The sequence below is a fragment of the Nocardioides eburneiflavus genome, assembly GCF_004785795.1.
Taxonomy (GTDB): Bacteria; Actinomycetota; Actinomycetes; order Propionibacteriales; family Nocardioidaceae; genus Nocardioides; species Nocardioides eburneiflavus.
Window position 1 is genome coordinate 2,566,948 of the sequence record NZ_SRRO01000001.1, and the last position, 18,457, is coordinate 2,585,404.

An 18,457-nucleotide genomic window follows, 5' to 3' on the forward strand; every position below is an offset into this window, starting at 1 on the left:
CGGCGAGACGAGAGAGCGCGATCAGGCCCGGGCAGTCGCCCGCTCGGCGTCGTGGACGCCGTCGAGGCGAGCCGGGTCGGGGTTGCGGACGAGGACCAGCGAGCCACCTCGTACGAGGGGCTCGGTGAAGGTGGCCATTCCTGGTGGGGAAGCCGGGTCGGCCACCGAGAGAAGACGGCCGCCGTCGGTGAGGACACTCCCGACGGCGGCCGTCAGGTCGTGCACCTGGCGCTGGGTCAGGTCGTCGGTGGCGAGGTCGTCGCCGGTCGGCGGGTCCCAGGCCGCGAAGCCGTCGGGCTGGGACCAGATCTCGACGCCGACGTCGAGCACGCCGGTCGGCAGCGGCTCGGCGAACCGGACGCCGAGCGGGCGCAGGCTGCACGCCAGCACCGGGACGGTCGAGGCGCGGGGCGCCCATCGGGCCAGGCCCTCCGGGCCGCACACCACGGCGTCCGGGTCGTCCGACGTGGTCACCCGCAGGCCGACGGTCCAGGCGGCGCCGAGGAACACCGTGGACAGCCAGTGTGGCGGCAGGTCGATGCGCAGCGACATCCCGCGCTCGAGGTCGGCGACGTCGGTGAGCAGGCCGGACGCCTTGGCCACCCAGTTGGCGTACGTCGTGACCGACAGCTCGACCCGCTCGTCGGTGGCGTGGTCGTAGAACGTGACGAGCGGCCGGCCGGGGTCGCGCCGCAGCTGGGCGGCGAGCACCTCGGAGAAGGTGCTCATCGGCGGTCGGTCACTCGTCAGACGGCGTTGGGCTCGGGGGAGTCCATGTAGGGGTAGTCCTCCATGAACTGCTCGAGGGCCGCGCCGCTGATGTCGGAGCAGTACTGCCAGACGCCGACCTGCTTGGCCGGGTCGGTCTCGCCCACGCCGCCGAGCGACCAGTGGGTGAAGGCGACGTGCTGGCCCTTGGGGAAGGCCTTGCCGTCCTCGGACGTCCACGGCACGGCCTTGAACTTGTCGCGCAGGTTGTCGGTGCCCTGGAGCTTGGAGGCGATGCCGCGCAGCACGTCCATCTGGTCGGAGTCGTCGGCGATCGTCTCGTCGTACCAGAGGATCGTGAAGCCGTGCTCGAGGTTGTGCACGAGCTCGCCGAGCTCGGGACGGTCGGACTCGGTGTAGAGCTTGCGGTCCATGCTGTCCCACATGTTCCAGTGCTGGCCGAAGGCCGGCGGGGCGTCGGGGTAGCTCATCGGGGTGCCGACCTCGACGTGGTCCTGGCTGCCCTCGGCGGACTTGGTGGTGACGTCCTGGCAGGCCGACGCCTTCGCGCCGATGTCGCTGAGCGAGGCGGAGGCGTAGGCGCGCAGGTCCCACCAGTCCTTGACCGGCTTGAACGCAGCCGCTCCCACGATGAGCACGGCGACGAGGACGCACACGCCCACGATCATCATGCCGCGCCGGTTCTCGCGCTTGGACTGCTGGGAGCGGATGGAGTCGATGACCGCCTGACGGTCGGTCTTTGCCTGCTTGGCCACGGTGCTCGGTGTCTCTCGGTCGAGTGCTGGGACGGTCTGCGCTGGCAGAGTCTACGTAGTCGCGGGTGACACGGCGCACACGACGTCGCCCTTCACGGCTGCGCCCGGTTCCGCTCCCAGTCCCCGAGCCGCCAGCCGTGCGCGAAGCAGACGGCCGCCGCCGCGGTCCGGTCGGCCGCGTCGGGCAGGCGGAGCAGGGCCGCGGTCAGCTCCTCGGGGTCCGCCTGTTCACCGAACGGTGCGCGGTCCGCCTCGTCCCCGACCAGGGCGCGTACGACGGCCTCGCGGGCGCCCCAGCCGAAGAGGTCGCCACCATCGGGGCGCACGAGGGACGCGGCTCCGGGCCCGTCGTCACCGGGCGGCAGCACCAGGTCGGCGCGCCCGCGGACGACCGCCACCGGGCGGCCGCCGAGCTTGCCCTGCACGAGCTCGGCTGCCCCGGCGAGCTCGTCGGCGACAGCGGGGAGGGTCACGACGAGGGAGTTGCCGTGCGGGTCGGTGCGACCGCCGAAGTCCTCGGCCACCAGCAGCCCGGCAGCGCCGATCGCGAGGTCGGTCTGGCCCTCGCGCCACGCTCGCCCGGAGGTGTCGGTGACCACCACGGCCACGTTGGTGCCGGTGCGCTCGAGGACCTCGCGCCGCAGCGCCCGCGCCGAGGCGTCGGGATCGAGGGGGAGCAGCACGACGGAGCCGGCGGCGACGTTGGAGGCGTCGACGCCCGCGGCTGCCATGGTGAGCCCGAGCCGGTTGCGCACGATGCGGGTCGCGCCGCGGCGGGCGACGACGCGCACGGTCTCCTCGTCGATCGCGGCCTCGCGCTCGCCGACGCGGGTGCGTCCCTCGGCCTTGCTGACCACCTTGCTGGTCACGCACACCACGTCACCGTCGGCGAGGTCGGCCCCGCCGTCGAGCGCGGCGAGCAGCAGGGTGGCGAGGTCGTCGCCCGCCGCGACCTCGGGGAACCCGTCCGGAGCCCACGCCTCGAGCCGGGTCACGGAGTGTCGCCCGCTGCGAGGGTGACCGCCGCGGCGGCCATCGCCGCGGTGGCGTCGGGCCCGTCCATCATCAGCGGGACGGCCGCGGCGCGCAGGCCCGCCGCCCGGAGCGACGCCACCTGGCCGGCGTCGCGCTCGTCGACGAGCCACGCGTCGAGCACGCCGCCGGAGGAGCGCGCGCCGTAGTGGGTCCCGACGGCGCCGGCGCCGACCTCGACGCCGATGCTGGTCAGCATCTGGGCGGCCATGCCGTGGACGTGGGTGCCGCCGACGATCGGGGAGAGGCCGACGACGGGCGCCGGTGTGGACCGCACCGCGTCACGGATGCCGGGCACGCCGAGGATGGTGCCGACGGAGACGACGGGGTTCGACGGCGGCAGCACCACGAGGTCGGCGCCGGTGATCGCCTCGAGCACTCCCGGTGCGGGGACGGCGGCGTCCTGGCCGACCACGACCACCGCCTCCGCCGGCACCGCTGCCCGCAGCCGCACCCAGTACTCCTGGAAGTGCACGACCCGGCGCCCGCTCGGGGTGTCGGCGTCGGCGACCGCGACGTGCGTCTCGACCCGGTCGTCGGTCATCGGGAGCAGGCGTACGCCGGGCTGCCAGCGACGGCACAGCGCCTCCGTGACCTGCGAGAGGGTGAAGCCGGCCTCCAGCATCTGGGTGCGGACGAGGTGGGTGGCGATGTCGCGGTCGCCGAGCCCGAACCACGTCGGCTCCACGCCGTACGCCTCGAGCTCGGACTTCGCGCTCCACGTCTCGTCGCGCCGACCCCACCCCCGCTCGACGTCGATGCCGTCGCCGAGGGTGTACATCACGGTGTCGAGGTCGGGGCAGACCTTCAACCCGTGGATCCACCAGTCGTCGGCGGTGTTGGCCACCACGGTGACCTCGGTGTCGGCGGACGCTCCCGGTACGGTGCCGGTGCGCAGGCCGTGCAGGAGGCCCTGGATGAATCGGGCCCCGCCCACCCCCCGGACAGGACGGTGATACGGCGTAGCTCTGGCGTCGATGATGGCATAGGAACAGCCTGCCGGAAGCGGAACGGCCATATCAGATCCGGGCTTGACTTGTGCGTACGACAGGCATGTAATTCCCACAGTGTCGTTAACTTGAACGGGTGTCGTTCAGGTGTGAGAGAACCAGGGTCGAAAGGGCGTCAGCCATGAGAGCAGAACTGTTTCTCCTCGAGCCTGAGGGCGAGGAGTTCGGTTGGCAGGACCGCGCCTTGTGCGCGCAGACGGACCCCGAGGCGTTCTTCCCCGAGAAGGGCGGCTCGACCAGGGAGGCCAAGAAGGTCTGCCTGACGTGCGAGGTCCGCGACGACTGCCTCGAGTACGCGTTGATGAACGACGAGCGCTTCGGCATCTGGGGCGGTCTCTCCGAGCGGGAGCGCCGCAAGCTGAAGAAGCGCGCCGTCTGAGGACTGCACCGCCTCCTCCAGCACTGATCCGACGGTTTCATGGAGCGCGGAGTGCCTCGCTAGGGTGCTCCGGTGACCGTCACAGCGCTTCTCGTCAGTCATGACGGGGCGCGATGGCTCCCAGCTGTCCTGACTGGTCTGATCGGGCAGACCCTCCCGGTCGACCGCGTCGTGGCTGTCGACACCACGAGCCGCGACAACAGCGTCGAGCTGGTCCGCGACGCGCTCGGAGGCCCTCTGGGCGACCGCCTCGAGCTGGCCGTCGTGCCGGGCTCGACCAGCTATCCGGCAGCCGTCCGGCACGGCCTGGACCTGGCGCCGCCCACCCCGTCGGGTGGGTCCGACGACGAGTGGATCTGGCTGCTCCACGACGACAGCAACCCCGATCCGACGGCCCTCGCCGAGCTGCTCGCCGCCGCCGAGGACGACCCCGCTGCCGCGATCCTCGGGCCCAAGCTGCGCGAGTGGCCCTCACTGCGCCGGCTGCTCGAGGTCGGGCTGACCATCACGGGCACCGGACGGCGTGAGACCGGTCTGGAGCGGGGCGAGTACGACCAGGGCCAGTACGACGCCGTGCGTGAGGTCCTCGCGGTCAACACCGCCGGGATGCTGGTGCGTCGCCACGTGCTGGAGTCCCTCGGCGGGCTCGACGAGGAGCTGCCGATCTTCGGCAACGACATCGACTTCGGCTGGCGTGCCGCGCTGGCCGGACACCGTGCCCTGGTGGTGCCGCAGGCCGTCGTGTTCCACGCCGAGGCGGCGCACCGCGGCGTCCGGCGCACGCCCCTGACCGGCCGGCACACCCACTACCAGGAGCGCCGGGCCGCCCTCTTCACGTCGCTGGCCAACGTGTCGTCGCGCGGCTTCGCCTGGCAGTACGTCCGGCTGTTCCTCGGCTCCCTGCTGCGCGTCGTCGGGTTCCTGGCCGTGCGATCGGTGGGGGAGGCGCTCGACGAGCTCGCGGCCGCCCTGTCGGTCCACGGTCGACCGCGCCAGCTGCTCGCGGCCCGCCGCGAGCGCGCGAGACGGCGCGGGGACGAGCCCCCGGGGCACGAGGCCGTACGCCGGCTGCTCGCGCCCGCGTGGCTGCCCTACCGCCACGGCCTCGACTTCGTCACCGACCTCGCCTCCGCGGCCACCAGCCAGGCCGCCGACGTCGCCGAGCGGCGCCGGCTCGCCCAGGAGGCAGACGCCGGTCCGGCGGCAGCGCGCGACCAGCGCCGGGGTCCCGGCCACTCTCCGGCGGACGACGACGAGGCCTACCTCACCGACACCGGCTTCGTGGCCCGCTTCTTCACCAACCCCGTCGCGGTCGTGATCGCGCTCTTCGGGGTGCTGGCCCTGCTCGCGGGGCGCGAGGCCTTCGGGTCCATCACCGGCGGCGCCCTGTCACCGGTGCCCGCCGCCGCGGCCGACTGGTGGCGGCTGCACCTCGCCACCTGGCACCCGCTGGGCAGCGGCACCGACGTGCCGGCACCCGCCTACGTACTGCCGTTCGCCCTCGCGGCCACGTTCCTGCTCGGCAACACCGGCGCCGTCGTGTCCGGGCTCATGCTGCTCGCCGTGCCCGTCGCGGCGTGGGGCGCGTGGCGGTTGCTCAAGGTCGTCGGCCGGCTCGTCGACCCGCTCGGCCTGCCGCGTTGGCTCCTCGTGTGGGGTGCCCTCACCTACGCCCTGGTCCCGGCGACCTCGGGCGCGTGGGCAGAGGGACGGTTCGGGACGGTCGCGGTGGCCGCGCTGCTGCCGTGGGCCGCCCATGCCGCGCTGGGCTTCGTCGACCCCGACCGTGACCGGCGCTGGCGCGCGGCCTGGCGTACGGCCCTGCTGCTCGCCCTCGGCGCGGCCTTCGTGCCGGGCTTCTGGCTCTTCGCCCTGCTGGCCACAGCCGTGGTGCTCGGTGCGGCCGCCGTCATCGCGCCCCGGCTGCTGCGCGAGCGCGACAGCTGGGGACCCCCGGTGGTCGCGGTCGCCGCCACACCGCTGCTCCTCGCGCCGTGGTTGGTGCCGCTGCTCACCACCGGCTCCTCGGCCGGACTGCTGCTGGAGGCCGGTCGGCTCACCGTCGACGAGGTCACCTTCGGCGGCCTGGTGACCGGCCGGCTCAACGACCTCGGTGCGCCCTGGTGGCTCGGGCTGGTGCTCGGCCTGCTGGCCGTCGCCGCGCTCCTCCCGCGCCGCACCCGCGTCTCCGTCGTGATCTGCTGGCTGGTCGCGCTGGCTGCCGCGATCGTCTCAGGCGTGCTGTCGCACCTGACGCTCGACCTGCCGGCGGTCACCACCCGCCCGAGCCTGGGCCTGTTCGCGGTGATCCTCCAGGGCACCGCGGTGGTGGCGGTCGTGCTCGGCGCCGACGCCTACCTGCGCCGCCTGGCCGACCACCACCCGTGGTGGCAGAGGGGGGTGGCGACCGCGCTCGCCGTCGTCGCCGCGGCCGTCCCGATCGGTGGCCTCGGCTGGTGGCTCACCACCCCGGACGACGCGATGGCCCGCGACGTCGACCAGACCGTCCCGGTCTACATGCAGCAGAGCTCGCTGCTGGGCCAGGAGCACGGGGTGCTCGTGCTCGACGGATCCGTCGACGACGGCATCACCTACCGGATCCGCCGTGACGACGGCACCACGGTGGGGGAGGACGAGATCCTGACCCTCGCCGACGAGGACGCCGAGCTCACCGGCGAGGTGCAGGCGCTGGTGTCCTCACCCTCGCCCGCCGTCGTCGCCGCGCTGGGCGCGCGCGGGGTGGAGTACGTCGTGCTGAGCTCACCGGCCGACGGCCGGATCTCCTCGTTGCTCGACGCGACCGCCGGTCTCGAGCAGGCCAGCGCCGAGGACCGCAGCACGCGCGCCTGGCGGGTCGACCGGCCGCTCGACCCGTCGGCCGTGGACGGCCCGGGTTCCTGGTGGCGCTCGGCGCTGCTGGTCGTGCAGGGCCTCGCCGTGGCCGTCGCGCTGGTGCTGGCCGCGCCGACGGTGCGGCAGCGTCGGGAGGGAGGACGCGATGTCTGAGCCGACTCCTGCCGTCGGCGGAGGTCGTCGGCGGGTCGCAGACGAGGCCCGCAGCCGTCCATCGCCGCTCACGATCCTCGCCGTCGTGATCCCGTTGCTCACGGTGGCCGCCCTCGCCGTGGTGCGCCCGGCCGAGGAGCCTCCGACCACGCGCCCGCCGGCCGACGCGCCGCTCGACCGGGCGACCGCCGTCTGCCCGCCCCGCCTGCCGGGCGCGGACGAGATCCGCTTCGGCAGCAGCTCCCTCGTCTCCGGCGAGCTGGCCCTGCGCGTGGGTCGCGAGGAGGACGCCGAGACCCTGACCGACGGTGTCGCGGCGCGCACCGAGCGCCAGTACGTCGTGGTCGGCGCCTCCGGCGACGTCGCCCCGGGCCTGGTCGTGTCGAGGTCCGGAGCCGGATCCGCCCTCGGGTGTGACAGCCCGGCGCCCGAGCGGTGGTTCACCGGCGTCGGCGCCTCGGCCGAGCACGCCTCCACGCTCACCCTCGTCAACCCCGACAAGGGCCCCGCGGTCGCCGACGTCACCGTGTGGGACGGCAGCGGGGTCGTCGACGTCCCCGCGCTGCGAGGGGTCCGCGTGCCCGGTGGACGCTCCACGTCGTTCGACCTGGCGACCGTGGCCCCCAACCGCGACGCCCTGGCCGTCCGCGTGACGGTCACCCGCGGACGACTGGCCTCCAGCGTGGTCGACGTGGTCGATCCCGTCGGCCGCGACACCCCGGTGCGCGAGTGGCTGCCGGCCCAGTCCGCGCCCGCCGCCACCTCGTACGTCGCCGGCGTCGGCACGTCGCCCGCCGACCGCGTGCTCACCCTCGCCAACCCCGGCGACAGCGAGGTCCGCGTGGTGCTCAAGCTGGCGAGCGAGGAGAGCGAGTTCGCCCCGTCCGGGGTCGAGGAGGTCACCATCGCGCCCGCCTCGGTCGAGGAGGTCGACCTGAGCGGCGTGCTGCGCGGCCCCGCGCTGCAGGGCGTCCAGGCACTGCGGCTGGAGGCGACCGGACCGGTGACCGCCTCCCTGCGCACCCGCACGGCCAGCGACCTGGCAGTGTCGGTGGCCGGGTCCGCGGTGACGGGTGAGGCGGCGCTCGCGCTCCCCGCCGGCTCCAAGCGGCTCGTCCTCGTCGGCGCCGACGCTCCCGGCGTGGTGACCCTGCGGGCCTGGGACGCAGACGGGAGCCCCGTTGTGCGCGAGCGGCGCGTCGAGATCGACCCCGCGACCGCGTCCCGGCTGCGGCTGCCGGACGAGGCAGTGCTCGCCGTGGTCGGCGTCGAGCGGACCGGCGTGGTCGCCGCCCTCGAGGTCGACGACCGTGGCCTGTCCGTCCTGCCGCTGTCGCAGCTGGAGACGTCCAGCCAGGTGCCCGAGGTACGTCCGGCGCAGCGGTGACGTAGGTCAGGGCCGGCCGGGACCGGTCAGGGGTCGTCGGCGTACCGCTCGTCGACCTGCCCGGGCATGAGGTTGAGCAGCTCGGCGAGCTGCTCGACGACCACGGTGTGGACCAGTGCCTCGAGCTCGTCGCGGTTCGTCGAGCGGTGCTCGATGGGGCGGCGGAAGATCACCAGCCGGGTCGGCTCCTGCCCCTTGCCGCGCACCAGCGACGACAGGGGAACGGTCTCGTCGCCCCAGTCGTCGGGCAGCATCGGCGTGTCCTCGACGGCGTACTCGACGAGGCCGAGGTGGCGCTGCCACTTCTCGTCGAGGGGCGTCACGACGTCGAGCACGAGCTGGTCGAACCGCTGCCGGGCCGTTCGCAGGGCGGGCGTACCGGGATCCACCGGCACCACCGCCGGCCCGCGCATGCCCCGGCCCCGGCGGTCACGCGTCCTCGGCCTCACGGCGTCCACCCGCCCGTCCACTCCCTCGACCGCTCCGTCACCCACGCCGCGAGCCTAAACGCAGCGCGTGCGTGCGCCGGGTAGCGTCGGCGCCGTGAGCCTTGCCCGTCGTTGTTCGCGGACGGCGTGTGGCCGTCCTGCGGTCAACACGCTGACCTACGTCTATGCCGACCAGACCGCCGTCCTCGGCCCCTTGGCGACGTACGCCGAGCCGCACGCCTACGACCTCTGCGAGACGCACAGCGAGCGGCTCTCCGCGCCGCGCGGCTGGGAGGTGCTCCGGCTGGCTCCGGACCCGAAGGCACAGGGCCCGAGCAGCGACGACCTGCTCGCGCTGGCCGACGCGGTGCGCGAGGCGGCCCGGCCGGCGCCGGCCCCGGTGCCCTTGCACTCCGCCGACGACTCCACCCGCGGCGCCAAGCGGGGCCACCTGCGGGTGCTCACGCCCACTGACTGAACCCCGCGTGCACCCCCTAGGATCGACGGCGTGAACATCGACCAGCAGCTGCTGAGCATCATCGTCTGCCCGGCCTGCCACGGCGAGCTGTCGCCCGCGTCCACCGACGGCGCCGACGAGCTCGTGTGCCAGGGCTGCGGCAACGCCTACCCCGTCCGCGACGACATCCCGGTGCTGCTGGTCGACGAGGCCCGCAAGCCCGCCTGAGGACACTGTCGTGGCGACCTGGTTCGACGAGGCCCGGCTGGACGATCCCGGGGTGCTGGAGACCGTCGACCTCCGGCTGCGCACGCTCGCCGAGAGCGGGGCGCGGGTGCGGCGCGAGGCCCACGCCGCGGCCACCGCGACCGCCGAGCTGATCGCCGCCGGACGTGACGGTGAGCGACCGCGTGCGGTGATCGCCGCCGGACCTGACTCCCGGCTGCTGCGCGCGGTGCTCGAGCCCTGGTGCCCGGTGCCGTTCGTCGCCTGGCCCAACCCGGGGCTGCCGGGCTGGGCGGGCTCTCTCGACCTGGTCGTGATGCTCGCGCCCGAGGGCAACGACCACGGGTCCGCGTCGGCGGTCGCTGAGGCCGTACGCCGCGGCGCGCAGGTCGTCGTCGCGTGTCCGGAGCGGTCCCTCGTCGGCGAGCACGCCGCCGGGCGGCACGTGACGGTGCTGCCGACCGTCACCGGCGACCAGCTCGCCACCGCCGTGGTGATGCTCGACTACCTCGCCCACGTGCACCTCGGCCCGCGCGCCGACGCCGAGTCGGTGGCGCTGTCGCTCGACGAGGTCGCCACCAGCTGCTCGCCGCACCGCGACCTCGCCGTCAACCCGGCCAAGATGCTCGCCATCGCGATGGCCGACACCAACCCGCTCGTGTGGGGCGGCTCGGTCCTCGCTGCCCGAGCCGCACGTCGGCTGGCCGAGTCGTTGCGCCGGACGAGCGGACGCTCCACGATCGCCGGCGACGCCGAGCACCTGCTCCCGGTGATCGAGGCGACCAAGCCGCACGACGTCTTCGCCGATCCGTTCGCCGACGAGGCCGGCGACCTCCGACCGCTCCTGCTCGTCCTCGACGACCGCTCCGACGACCCTGTCGTGCGCGAGCAGGCGGGGGAGCTCCAGGCTGCGGCCGCGCGTCACGGCGTACGGGTGGAGACGCTCGAGACCGACGCGGACGCCGAGGTCGCGCGCTACGCCTCCCTGCTGCTCACCGGGACGTACGCCGCGGAGTACCTCCGCATCGGGCTCGTCGAGGACTGAGCGGCGCCGACGCGGGCGTTCAGGGGTGCGCCAGCCACGTCCCGAACACCAGGGCGTCCGTGCCGTGGACGTGCGCGGTCCGCTCGAGCTGCATGCCGAGGTTGCGGGCGACACCCTGCGACGGGTGGTTGTCGGGGCGGATGATCGCCACCAGGTGCTCGATCCCGTGCGCGGCCGCACAGTCGCGCACGGCCCTGGCCGCCTCGGTCGCGTAGCCGCGGCGCCGCGCCTGCGGCAGGAGGTGGTAGCCGACCTCCACGTGCGGCGTGCCCTCGACGTCCTGGACCGTGAGGCCGCAGTCGCCGACCAGCGCGCCGTCTCGCGTCTCCACGACCCAGAGGCCGAAGTCGTGCTCGGCGTAGTTGCGCTCCTGCCACTCGATCCAGTCGACCGCGTCGTCGCGGGTGCTGGGCGGGCGGTCGCCCCGCATGGGATCGAAGGCGATGAGGAGCGCCGTGATCGCGTCGACGTCGTCGCCGGCCATCGTCCGGAACCGCAGTCGCTCGGTGGGCTCGGGCAGCACCGGTCAAGGCTAGTCGAGACGGGTTCCGGCGGGGGCGTCCTGCCCGACGTCTGCCCACACCTCGACCAGCTCGGCGAGGAGGTCGTCCCGGACGGTGGCGAAGCTCGCGACGGCGAACACCAGCTCGTCGCCGGTCTCGCTCGTGCCGGTGACCCGGGCCCGGAGCACTCCGCGCACCCCGTCGGCGACGAGGTCCTCGACCCGCAGGCGCTGGAACCCGGGGTAGTCGGCGTTGAGCCGGACCCAGCCCGCGCGGTCGAAGACCTCGCCGGTGTGCACCAGCCGACAGCTGAAGTCCGGGTGCAGCAGCGCGGGCAGTCCCTCCCAGTCGTGGGCGTCGATCACCGAGGCGAGGCGGGCGAGGAGGGTGGCAGCATCCATGGGCCCAGTGTCGGGCGGGGCACCGACAGCAGGCCGACAGTCAGGTCTCCAGGCAGAACTCGTTGCCCTCCGGGTCGGCCATCACAATGAGCTCGTCGTGCCGCGTGACGACGGTGGCGCCGAGGCGCACCAGCCGGTCGCACTCGGCCTTGAGGTCTCTCGGGGCGCGGAGGTCGAAGTGCTGCCGGTTCTTGGCGACCTTCGGCTCGGGCACCCGCTGGAACCAGAGACTGGGCCCACCCCACCCTGCGGGCTCGACCCAAGCGCGGTCCGGGGTGCTGTCCTCGTCGACGTTCGAGCCGAGGGCGCCCGCCCAGAACGCGGCTACCCGCAGCGGGTCCCGGCAGTCGAACGTCACCGACTTCACGAAGGAGGGCACGGGTCGACCGTACGCGGTGGACGTAGGGTCCGGCCGTCTCGGAGGGCAGGGAGGTCGTCCTCGACTTCTCGTTCTGGACCCGACGGATGCGCGACGACTATCGCGAGATCCTCGCTCCCACCGGGGTCGTGCCCGAGACGATCTACCTGGCGACCGATCGGGACACCGTCCTGAGGCGCATGCGGGCGAGGGCCGGCACCCACTCGGACGACTTCGTGCTCTCTGAAGACCTCGTCCGGCAGTACGTCGACCACTTCGAGCCGCCCACACCGGACGAGGGTCCGCTCACGGTTGTTCGGTAGCGACGGTCGTGCTGCGGGCTTGCACGGACACGCCTGTGGCCCCGCCGGTCATCGATCTGGCGGGGTGTGGGGCGGGGTCATCGTCGGCGGGGTCGCGGGATGCCGGGTGGGGCTGGCGACTCGCCGCGGACGAGCGGCTCGAGGTCGGTGGTGCCGGTGTGGTCGCGGCGGTAGCGGTGGCCGTGGGGGCTGGTCCACGCGAAGACGCCGGGCTCGACCATGGCGTAGCGCCAGGGTGAGTGGGTCTTGAGGCGGTGGTGGAACCGGCACAGGCAGGCGAGGTTGTCGGTCTGTGTCGGGAGGGGTTGGGGTCTGCCTTCTGCTTCGGCGTCGTGGTCGTAGGCGACGATGTGGTCGACGTCGCAGCGCCGTGCTGGTCTCGCACATCCGGGGAAGACACACGTGCGGTCGCGGAGCTGGACTTGTTCGCGGATGTCGGCGGGGACCTTGTAGGTCTGCGCGGTGAGGTGGGTGTTGAGGTCGATGACGGGCTTGATGGTGACCTCGGTGCGCGAGTCGGCGCACCAGGACTGGACCTGCTCGAGCAGGACCAGGCGCTGGCCGTTCTCCATCCGGCCGGTGGGACCGAACACCGTGGTGTCGCCGGAGAAAGACGCGTCGACGTGGGCGTGGATCACCACCGCACGGGCGGCCGGCAGGTGCGGCTCGTCGGCGTCGCCGCCGCCAGCGCCGGTGTCCTCCAGGTCGGCGCCGCCGCCGGCGAGATCCAGCGCGGTCTGCGTCCTGGCGAGGTCACCCAACGCTTTGGCGCGGCGCGCATCGAGTGGCAGCAGCGATCCGAGGGCGGCATGGGTGGCGGCGTGGTGGGCGACGGCGCGGTCGAGGTCGAGGGCGTCGGCGATGTCGACCTCGGCCTCGATCCGCAGGGTGCCGGCGTAGTGCACGTCCTCGGTGTCCACGGTGACGTGGCGCGGGTCGACGTGCAGGTAGCCGTCCTCGGGGTCCTGCGTGGGGTCGGCGGTCGCGAGGTCGTAGCGCCTGATGGTCTCCGCGACGAGCCGGTCGAGCTGCGCGGACCCGACCCGTCCGGCGACGGCGGCGACCTGCGCGTCGACGAACGCGGCCGCCTCGACCGTCAGGGGAGGGGTGGAGTGGATGGTGGTGTCTGCGACCGCGCGTGCCCGCCACGCCGGGCACCGCACCGGCGTGGACCTGAGCCCACAGCCGCGGCAGGCGGTGGCGCAGCTCGAGGGCGTGACCGATGAGCTTCTTCGCCGCCGTCGACGTGATGCCGAGGACGGTGCCGAGCTCGGCGCAACAGAACTCCGCCACCAGCGGAGCACCCTCACCGGCGATGGGCTCCTCGTGCTGCGACCCGGGCACCGTGAACGACGCCGCCGTGTGGATCGACTCCGGCGGGTGCAGGTCCGCCCACCGGGCGGCGAGAGCGAGTTGCCGGGCGGCGGCACGGTCCTCGTCCTCACGAGCAGACCGGATCGTGGCGAGCAGGTCGGCGGGCGAGAGGTCGTCTGCGACCTCTCGCGCCTCGGCTGCCACCGTCTCGATCATGCGTTTGATTGTAGTCGTCGGGTCCGACAACGGCCCTCGCGCGGACGAAGGCCAGCAGGGTCTCGTGACGGGACTTCGTCCCTCCTCGACCAGCGCTGGTCGGGCTGGTCGACCAGCGAGGAACGCGGGGTGGTTTCGAGGCTAGGCTCCGCTCGCACCTCGCACAGCGAGGGAGCGGCGGTCGGCCCCGGCGCCTAACCTCCTCCCATGCCCGCCGGCCGACGCGTCCTCCACCCCATGCGCGAGGAGGACGTGCCCGCTGTCGTGGAGCTCCAGGAGCCCGCGGCAGTGGCAGGACTGTCGGACGTGTTCCCGCAGGACCGCCATCCGTTCCCTCGCGAGGTGATCGGGGCCCGCTGGTGGGAGGAGCTGGCAGACCCGGCCATCGAGTGCTTCGTCATCGAGGCAGCGGGGCGGGTCGCCGGGTTCGCGGCAGTGCGCGGCACGGAGGTGCTGCACTTCGGCACCGCACTCGACACGTGGGGGAGCGGTCTCGCCACGGCAGCCCACGACGAGCTCGTCGAGCTCCTGCGCGCACGCGGGATCGTGCGCCCGACCCTCCACGTCTACGCCGCGAACGCGAGGGGGAGGCGCTTCTGGGAGAAGCACGGGTGGCGGCCGACGGGAGACGTGGAGCGCGGCTCGTTCCCGCCGTACGCCGAGCTGCTCGCCTACGAGCTGGCGACCTGACGTCGCCCCGCCTCCACCAGGTCGAGCACCTCGCTCGTGGGGCGCACGTCGCCGTAGGAGCGGTAGACGACGTGCAGGGTGGCGTTGTGGTCGCGGTCGCGCACCGCGGCACAGGCGTCCGCGACGAGGATCACCCGCAGGCCGCAGGTGCTCGCGTCCCGGACGGTGTCCTCCACGCACACGTTGGTGACGGTGCCGGCCACGAGGAGCGTGTCGATCCTGCGGGCGGCGAGCAGCGCAGGCAGCTCGGAGGAGCCGGGGAACCAGGCACTGCGGGCGATCTTCTCGACCACGAGGTCCTCGGGCCGCACCGCGAGCCCGTCGTGCAGTCGCGACCTCGGCAGACCCTCTCCCCCGGAGCGCGCGTACAGCTCGGCTACCGCGTCGCCGAAGAACTCGCGGTCCTTCGCCGTCGGCGGGGCGTACGCCGGCACGACCCACGCGACGACCCCGCCGGCGTCGCGGAGCGCCGTCGCCACGCGGTTGACCCGCGGCACGATCCCTCGGACGTAGGCGGACCCACGCACGAAGAACGGCACCACGTCGACCACGACCAGGGCCGTACGCCCGGGGTCGAGGGACTCGTAGGCGTGCCGACGGCCACGCCTGGCCTCCTGCCGCGCGTACTCCCGGTCCTCGACGAGCCAGTCGTGGTCCGCCGTGAGGTCCCCGAGGTCGTCCGGCACGGTGGGCAGTCTGCCAGCGCACACCCGCCGTCCGGGCGGGGATGGGCGTACGCCGCGCCGATAGGCTGCCACTCGACCCGACCCACGACCCCGAAGGATCCCCATGGCCGGCGGACTGTTCGCCCTCCTCGACGACGTCGCCGCACTCGCGCGCATCGCCGCAGCCAGCGTGGACGACGTCGGCGCCGCCGCCGGGCGCGCCAGCATGAAGGCCGCCGGTGTGGTGGTCGACGACACCGCCGTCACCCCGCAGTACCTCCACGGATCCCCGGCCGCGCGCGAGCTGCCGATCATCAAGAAGATCGCCATCGGGTCGCTGCGCAACAAGTTGCTCTTCATCCTGCCCGCGGCCGTCCTGCTCGGGCAGTTCCTGCCGGGCCTGCTGCCGGTGATCCTCATCTTCGGTGGTGGCTTCCTCGCCTACGAGGGCGCGCACAAGGTGTGGGAGAAGGTCAGTCGCCACGAGCCCGTGGTCGAGGAGGCGGAGGAGGAGCTCACCAGCACGGGCGAGCTGAGCCCCGAGCACGAGGCGAAGACCGTCGCGGGCGCCATCCGCACGGACTTCATCCTCAGCGCCGAGATCATGGTCATCGCGCTCAAGGAGGTCGTCGGCGCCGACCCCGACGCCACCATCTGGATGCGCGCGATCGTCCTGGCCGCGGTCGCCGTGCTGATCACGGTGCTCGTCTACGGCGTGGTCGCGCTCATCGTGAAGATGGACGACGTCGGGCTCCACCTGGCGGAGAAGCCCTCCAAGGGCTCGCAGCGCGTCGGTCTCGCCCTCGTCTCCGCGATGCCGCGCCTGCTCACCGCGATCTCCCTCGTCGGCACGCTCGCGATGCTGTGGGTCGGCGGCCACATCTTCCTGGTCAGCCTCTACGAGATCGGCGGGCACGACGGCCTGCTCGAGGGCACCACGTTCGGCGACGTCCTGCACGCGCCCTACGACCTGGTCCACCACTGGGAGGACGCCGTCCACGAGGCCGTCGGCGGCACCCTCGGCGCCCTGCTCGGCTGGGTGCTGAACACCGTGGTCTCCGGGATCGCCGGCCTCGTCCTCGGCGCGATCGTGCTGGCCGTGCTGCACGCCTTCGGCATCGGCGGCGGCCATGGCGCCGGCCACGGTGAGGACCACGGTGAGGACCACGGTGAGCCGGCCACCGGCGACACCGCCGAGGATTCTCCGAATCGCTGAGGGCGGTCCTACCCTTTTCTGGTCCGCGCGGGAGATCCCGACGATGCACAGATGTGCAGCGCAGACGCCCTCCTCGACAGGAGACAACTGATGGACCACCACGTCGCTGACCTCACCCTTGCCGCGTACGGCCGCAAGGAGATCGAGCTCGCCGAGCACGAGATGCCGGGCCTGATGGCCATGCGCGAGCGCTACGGCAAGGACCAGCCCCTCCAGGGTGCGCGGATCGCCGGCTCGCTGCACATGACGATCCAGACCGCCGTGCTGATCGAGACCCTCGCCGCCCTCGGAGCGGACATCCGCTGGGCCACCTGCAACATCTTCTCCACCCAGGACCACGCTGCGGCCGCGGTCGTCGTCGGCCCCCCGTCGAAGGGCGGCACCCCCGAGGACCCGCGCGGCATCCCGGTCTTCGCCTGGAAGGGCGAGACCCTCGCCGAGTACTGGGACGAGGCCGAGAAGGTCTTCGACTTCCCCGCCGAGGACGGCGAGGTGGGCGGCCCCAACATGCTGCTCGACGACGGTGGCGACATCACGATGCTGCTGCACCTCGGCGTCGAGTACGAGAAGGCCGGCGCCGTGCCGTCGCAGGACTCCACCGACAACGAGGAGTTCAAGGAGGTGCTGCGCGTCCTGGCCCGCTCGCTCGAGGCCGACCCGCAGCGCTGGACCAGGCGCGCCCCGCTCATCAAGGGCGTCTCCGAGGAGACCACCACCGGCGTGCTCCGCCTCTACGAGCGGTTCAAGGAGGGCACCCTCCTCTTCCCGGCGATCAACGTCAACGACTCGGTCACCAAGTCCAAGTTCGACAACAAGTACGGCTGCCGCCACTCGCTGATCGACGGCATCAACCGCGCCACCGACGTCATGATCGGCGGCAAGGTCGCGGTCGTGTGCGGCTACGGCGACGTCGGCAAGGGCTGCGCGGAGTCACTGCGCGGCCAGGGTGCGCGCGTCATCGTCACCGAGATCGACCCGATCTGCGCGCTGCAGGCCGCGATGGACGGCTACGAGGTCAAGCGCCTCGAGTCGGTCGTCGAGACCGCCGACATCTTCATCACCACGACCGGCAACTTCGACATCATCACCGTCGAGCACTTCCACAAGATGAAGCACCAGGCGATCGTCGGCAACATCGGCCACTTCGACAACGAGATCAACATGGCCGGCCTGGCGAAGATCCCCGGCATCGTCAAGGACGAGATCAAGCCGCAGGTCCACCAGTGGATCTTCCCCAGCGAGAACGGCGAGCCCGGCAAGAAGATCATCGTGCTGTCCGAGGGCCGCCTGCTCAACCTGGGCAACGCCACCGGTCACCCCTCGTTCGTCATGTCGAACTCCTTCACCAACCAGGTGCTGGCGCAGATCGAGCTCTTCTCCAAGGCCGACGACTACGAGCTCGGTGTGCACGTGCTCCCCAAGCACCTCGACGAGGAGGTCGCGCGGCTCCACCTCGACGCCCTCGGCGTCGAGCTGACCGAGCTCACCAAGGAGCAGGCCGCCTACCTCGGCGTCCCGGTGGAGGGCCCGTTCAAGTCCGACCACTACCGCTACTGAGCGCGCCGAGCGTTCCCGCGTAGCGCCACCGGGTCATGGCGCCAGCCCTAGACTGGCGCCATGACCGACCTTGCCGAGCCCGCTCGCGGCAGCGTGCTCGTCGTCGACGACGACGCCTCCCTCGCGGAGATGCTCTCCATCGTCCTGCGCCAGGAGGGTTTCGACAGCCGCATCGTCGGCCGCGGTGACGTGGCCCTCGACGCGTTCCGCGACTACCGTCCCGACCTCGTCCTCCTCGACCTGATGCTCCCCGGCAAGGACGGCATCGACGTCTGCAAGGAGATCCGCGCCGAGTCCGGCGTCCCGATCGTGATGCTCACCGCCAAGGGCGACACCGTCGACGTCGTGGTGGGCCTCGAGTCCGGGGCGGACGACTACATCGTCAAGCCGTTCAAGCCCAAGGAGCTCATCGCCCGGGTCCGCGCGCGCGTACGCCGCAACGACGTCACGCAGGACGAGGGCCTGACCATCGGGGACGTCTCCATCGACGTCGCGGGCCACTCGGTGACCCGTGAGGGCGAGCCGATCAACCTGACGCCGCTCGAGTTCGACCTGCTCGTCTGCCTGGCCCGCAAGCCCTGGCAGGTCTTCACCCGCGAGGTCCTGCTCGAGCAGGTCTGGGGATACCGGCACAGTGCCGACACCCGCCTGGTCAACGTGCACGTCCAGCGCCTGCGCTCCAAGGTCGAGCACGACCCGGAGAACCCGGAGGTCGTGGTGACCGTGCGGGGCGTGGGCTACAAGGCCGGCAAGTCCTAGGA

At 72.7% G+C, this 18,457-nt stretch carries 20 protein-coding genes and 1 pseudogene; 11 read left to right on the forward strand and 10 right to left on the reverse strand.

What is annotated here, in order from left to right; translation table 11 throughout:
• Positions 1-21: 21 nt before the first annotated feature.
• The 4 genes from EXE59_RS12025 to cofD form a co-directional block, all read right to left on the reverse strand.
• The gene (locus tag EXE59_RS12025) at positions 22-729 is read right to left on the reverse strand and encodes a TIGR03089 family protein (protein ID WP_135839121.1); all 708 of its coding nucleotides are present in this window, start codon (positions 727-729) and stop codon (positions 22-24) included.
• A 17-nt stretch (positions 730-746) separates the two neighbouring features.
• Entirely contained in the window at positions 747-1,484 is a 738-nt protein-coding gene (locus EXE59_RS12030) for a DUF3105 domain-containing protein (protein ID WP_135839122.1), read from the reverse strand.
• A gap of 92 nt (positions 1,485-1,576) precedes the next feature.
• Positions 1,577-2,479 carry a coenzyme F420-0:L-glutamate ligase gene (gene cofE / locus EXE59_RS12035; protein ID WP_135839123.1) on the reverse strand — a complete coding sequence of 301 codons (903 nt, stop codon included), beginning with the start codon at positions 2,477-2,479 and terminating at the stop codon, positions 1,577-1,579.
• Positions 2,476-3,453: a 2-phospho-L-lactate transferase gene (gene cofD, locus EXE59_RS12040; RefSeq protein WP_246056741.1), complete on the reverse strand. Its 978-nt coding sequence runs from the start codon at positions 3,451-3,453 to the stop codon at positions 2,476-2,478. Before cofD ends, cofE begins: the two co-directional genes overlap by 4 nt.
• A 194-nt stretch (positions 3,454-3,647) precedes the next feature.
• Between cofD and EXE59_RS12045 the strand changes: the two genes are divergently transcribed.
• The 3 genes from EXE59_RS12045 (at position 3,648) to EXE59_RS12055 (ending at position 8,298) form a co-directional block, all read left to right on the forward strand.
• Positions 3,648-3,905, forward strand: a complete 258-nt coding sequence (locus EXE59_RS12045; protein ID WP_056605988.1) for a WhiB family transcriptional regulator — start codon at positions 3,648-3,650, stop codon at positions 3,903-3,905.
• Between the two features lie 72 nt (positions 3,906-3,977).
• Entirely contained in the window at positions 3,978-6,911 is a 2,934-nt protein-coding gene (locus tag EXE59_RS12050) for a glycosyltransferase family 2 protein (RefSeq protein WP_135839125.1), read from the forward strand.
• A complete protein-coding gene (locus EXE59_RS12055) occupies positions 6,904-8,298 on the forward strand; it encodes a DUF5719 family protein (RefSeq protein WP_135839126.1) in 1,395 nt (464 codons plus the stop codon). The genes EXE59_RS12050 and EXE59_RS12055 overlap by 8 nt, the downstream gene beginning before the upstream one ends.
• Before the next feature lie 26 nt (positions 8,299-8,324).
• Here the strand turns inward: EXE59_RS12055 and EXE59_RS12060 are convergent, their stop codons facing one another.
• Complete coding sequence (locus tag EXE59_RS12060; protein WP_246056742.1) at positions 8,325-8,792, reverse strand: metallopeptidase family protein; 468 nt, start codon at positions 8,790-8,792, stop codon at positions 8,325-8,327.
• 49 nt (positions 8,793-8,841) lie between these two features.
• Between EXE59_RS12060 and EXE59_RS12065 the strand changes: the two genes are divergently transcribed.
• Genes EXE59_RS12065 through EXE59_RS12075 form a run of 3 tightly spaced genes read left to right on the forward strand, consistent with a single transcriptional unit; the run spans position 8,842 to position 10,453 of the window.
• Positions 8,842-9,204 (forward strand): DUF3499 domain-containing protein, encoded by a 363-nt coding sequence (locus EXE59_RS12065; RefSeq protein WP_135839127.1) that lies wholly within the window; start codon positions 8,842-8,844, stop codon positions 9,202-9,204.
• A 30-nt stretch (positions 9,205-9,234) separates the two neighbouring features.
• Entirely contained in the window at positions 9,235-9,411 is a 177-nt protein-coding gene (locus EXE59_RS12070; protein WP_135839128.1) for a Trm112 family protein, read from the forward strand.
• Between the two features lie 10 nt (positions 9,412-9,421).
• A complete protein-coding gene (locus tag EXE59_RS12075; RefSeq protein ID WP_135839129.1) occupies positions 9,422-10,453 on the forward strand; it encodes an SIS domain-containing protein in 1,032 nt (343 codons plus the stop codon).
• A 19-nt stretch (positions 10,454-10,472) separates the two neighbouring features.
• Here the strand turns inward: EXE59_RS12075 and EXE59_RS12080 are convergent, their stop codons facing one another.
• From EXE59_RS12080 to EXE59_RS12090, 3 genes are read right to left on the reverse strand one after another with little or no spacing between them, the layout of a single operon-like run.
• Complete coding sequence (locus tag EXE59_RS12080) at positions 10,473-10,976, reverse strand: GNAT family N-acetyltransferase (protein ID WP_246056743.1); 504 nt, start codon at positions 10,974-10,976, stop codon at positions 10,473-10,475.
• Between the two features lie 9 nt (positions 10,977-10,985).
• Positions 10,986-11,357 (reverse strand): nuclear transport factor 2 family protein, encoded by a 372-nt coding sequence (locus EXE59_RS12085; protein ID WP_135839130.1) that lies wholly within the window; start codon positions 11,355-11,357, stop codon positions 10,986-10,988.
• Between the two features lie 40 nt (positions 11,358-11,397).
• Positions 11,398-11,736 carry a VOC family protein gene (locus EXE59_RS12090; protein WP_135839131.1) on the reverse strand — a complete coding sequence of 113 codons (339 nt, stop codon included), beginning with the start codon at positions 11,734-11,736 and terminating at the stop codon, positions 11,398-11,400.
• A 44-nt stretch (positions 11,737-11,780) separates the two neighbouring features.
• Here EXE59_RS12090 and EXE59_RS12095 point away from each other — a divergent pair.
• Positions 11,781-12,038: pseudogene (locus tag EXE59_RS12095) on the forward strand (P-loop nucleotide/nucleoside kinase family protein); the annotation flags it as partial.
• 77 nt (positions 12,039-12,115) lie between these two features.
• On the opposite strand, the gene EXE59_RS12100 reads toward EXE59_RS12095, so the two are convergent.
• Complete coding sequence (locus tag EXE59_RS12100) at positions 12,116-13,201, reverse strand: HNH endonuclease signature motif containing protein (RefSeq protein WP_135839132.1); 1,086 nt, start codon at positions 13,199-13,201, stop codon at positions 12,116-12,118.
• A gap of 574 nt (positions 13,202-13,775) precedes the next feature.
• On the opposite strand from EXE59_RS12100, the gene EXE59_RS12105 reads away from it, so the two are divergent.
• The gene (locus tag EXE59_RS12105; protein WP_210428971.1) at positions 13,776-14,258 is read left to right on the forward strand and encodes a GNAT family N-acetyltransferase; all 483 of its coding nucleotides are present in this window, start codon (positions 13,776-13,778) and stop codon (positions 14,256-14,258) included.
• Here EXE59_RS12105 and EXE59_RS12110 read toward each other — a convergent pair.
• A complete protein-coding gene (locus EXE59_RS12110) occupies positions 14,240-14,944 on the reverse strand; it encodes a cysteine hydrolase family protein (RefSeq protein ID WP_246056747.1) in 705 nt (234 codons plus the stop codon). The genes EXE59_RS12105 and EXE59_RS12110 overlap by 19 nt on opposite strands.
• Positions 14,945-15,047: 103 nt before the next feature.
• On the opposite strand from EXE59_RS12110, the gene EXE59_RS12115 reads away from it, so the two are divergent.
• The 3 genes from EXE59_RS12115 to mtrA all read left to right on the forward strand — a co-directional run bounded on the left by EXE59_RS12115 (position 15,048) and on the right by mtrA (position 18,455).
• A complete protein-coding gene (locus tag EXE59_RS12115; RefSeq protein ID WP_135839134.1) occupies positions 15,048-16,139 on the forward strand; it encodes a DUF808 domain-containing protein in 1,092 nt (363 codons plus the stop codon).
• Between the two features lie 90 nt (positions 16,140-16,229).
• A complete protein-coding gene (gene ahcY, locus EXE59_RS12120) occupies positions 16,230-17,696 on the forward strand; it encodes an adenosylhomocysteinase (protein WP_135839135.1) in 1,467 nt (488 codons plus the stop codon).
• Between the two features lie 60 nt (positions 17,697-17,756).
• Positions 17,757-18,455, forward strand: coding sequence for an MtrAB system response regulator MtrA (gene mtrA, locus EXE59_RS12125; RefSeq protein WP_135839136.1), 699 nt, complete (start codon positions 17,757-17,759; stop codon positions 18,453-18,455).
• Positions 18,456-18,457 lie beyond the last annotated feature (2 nt).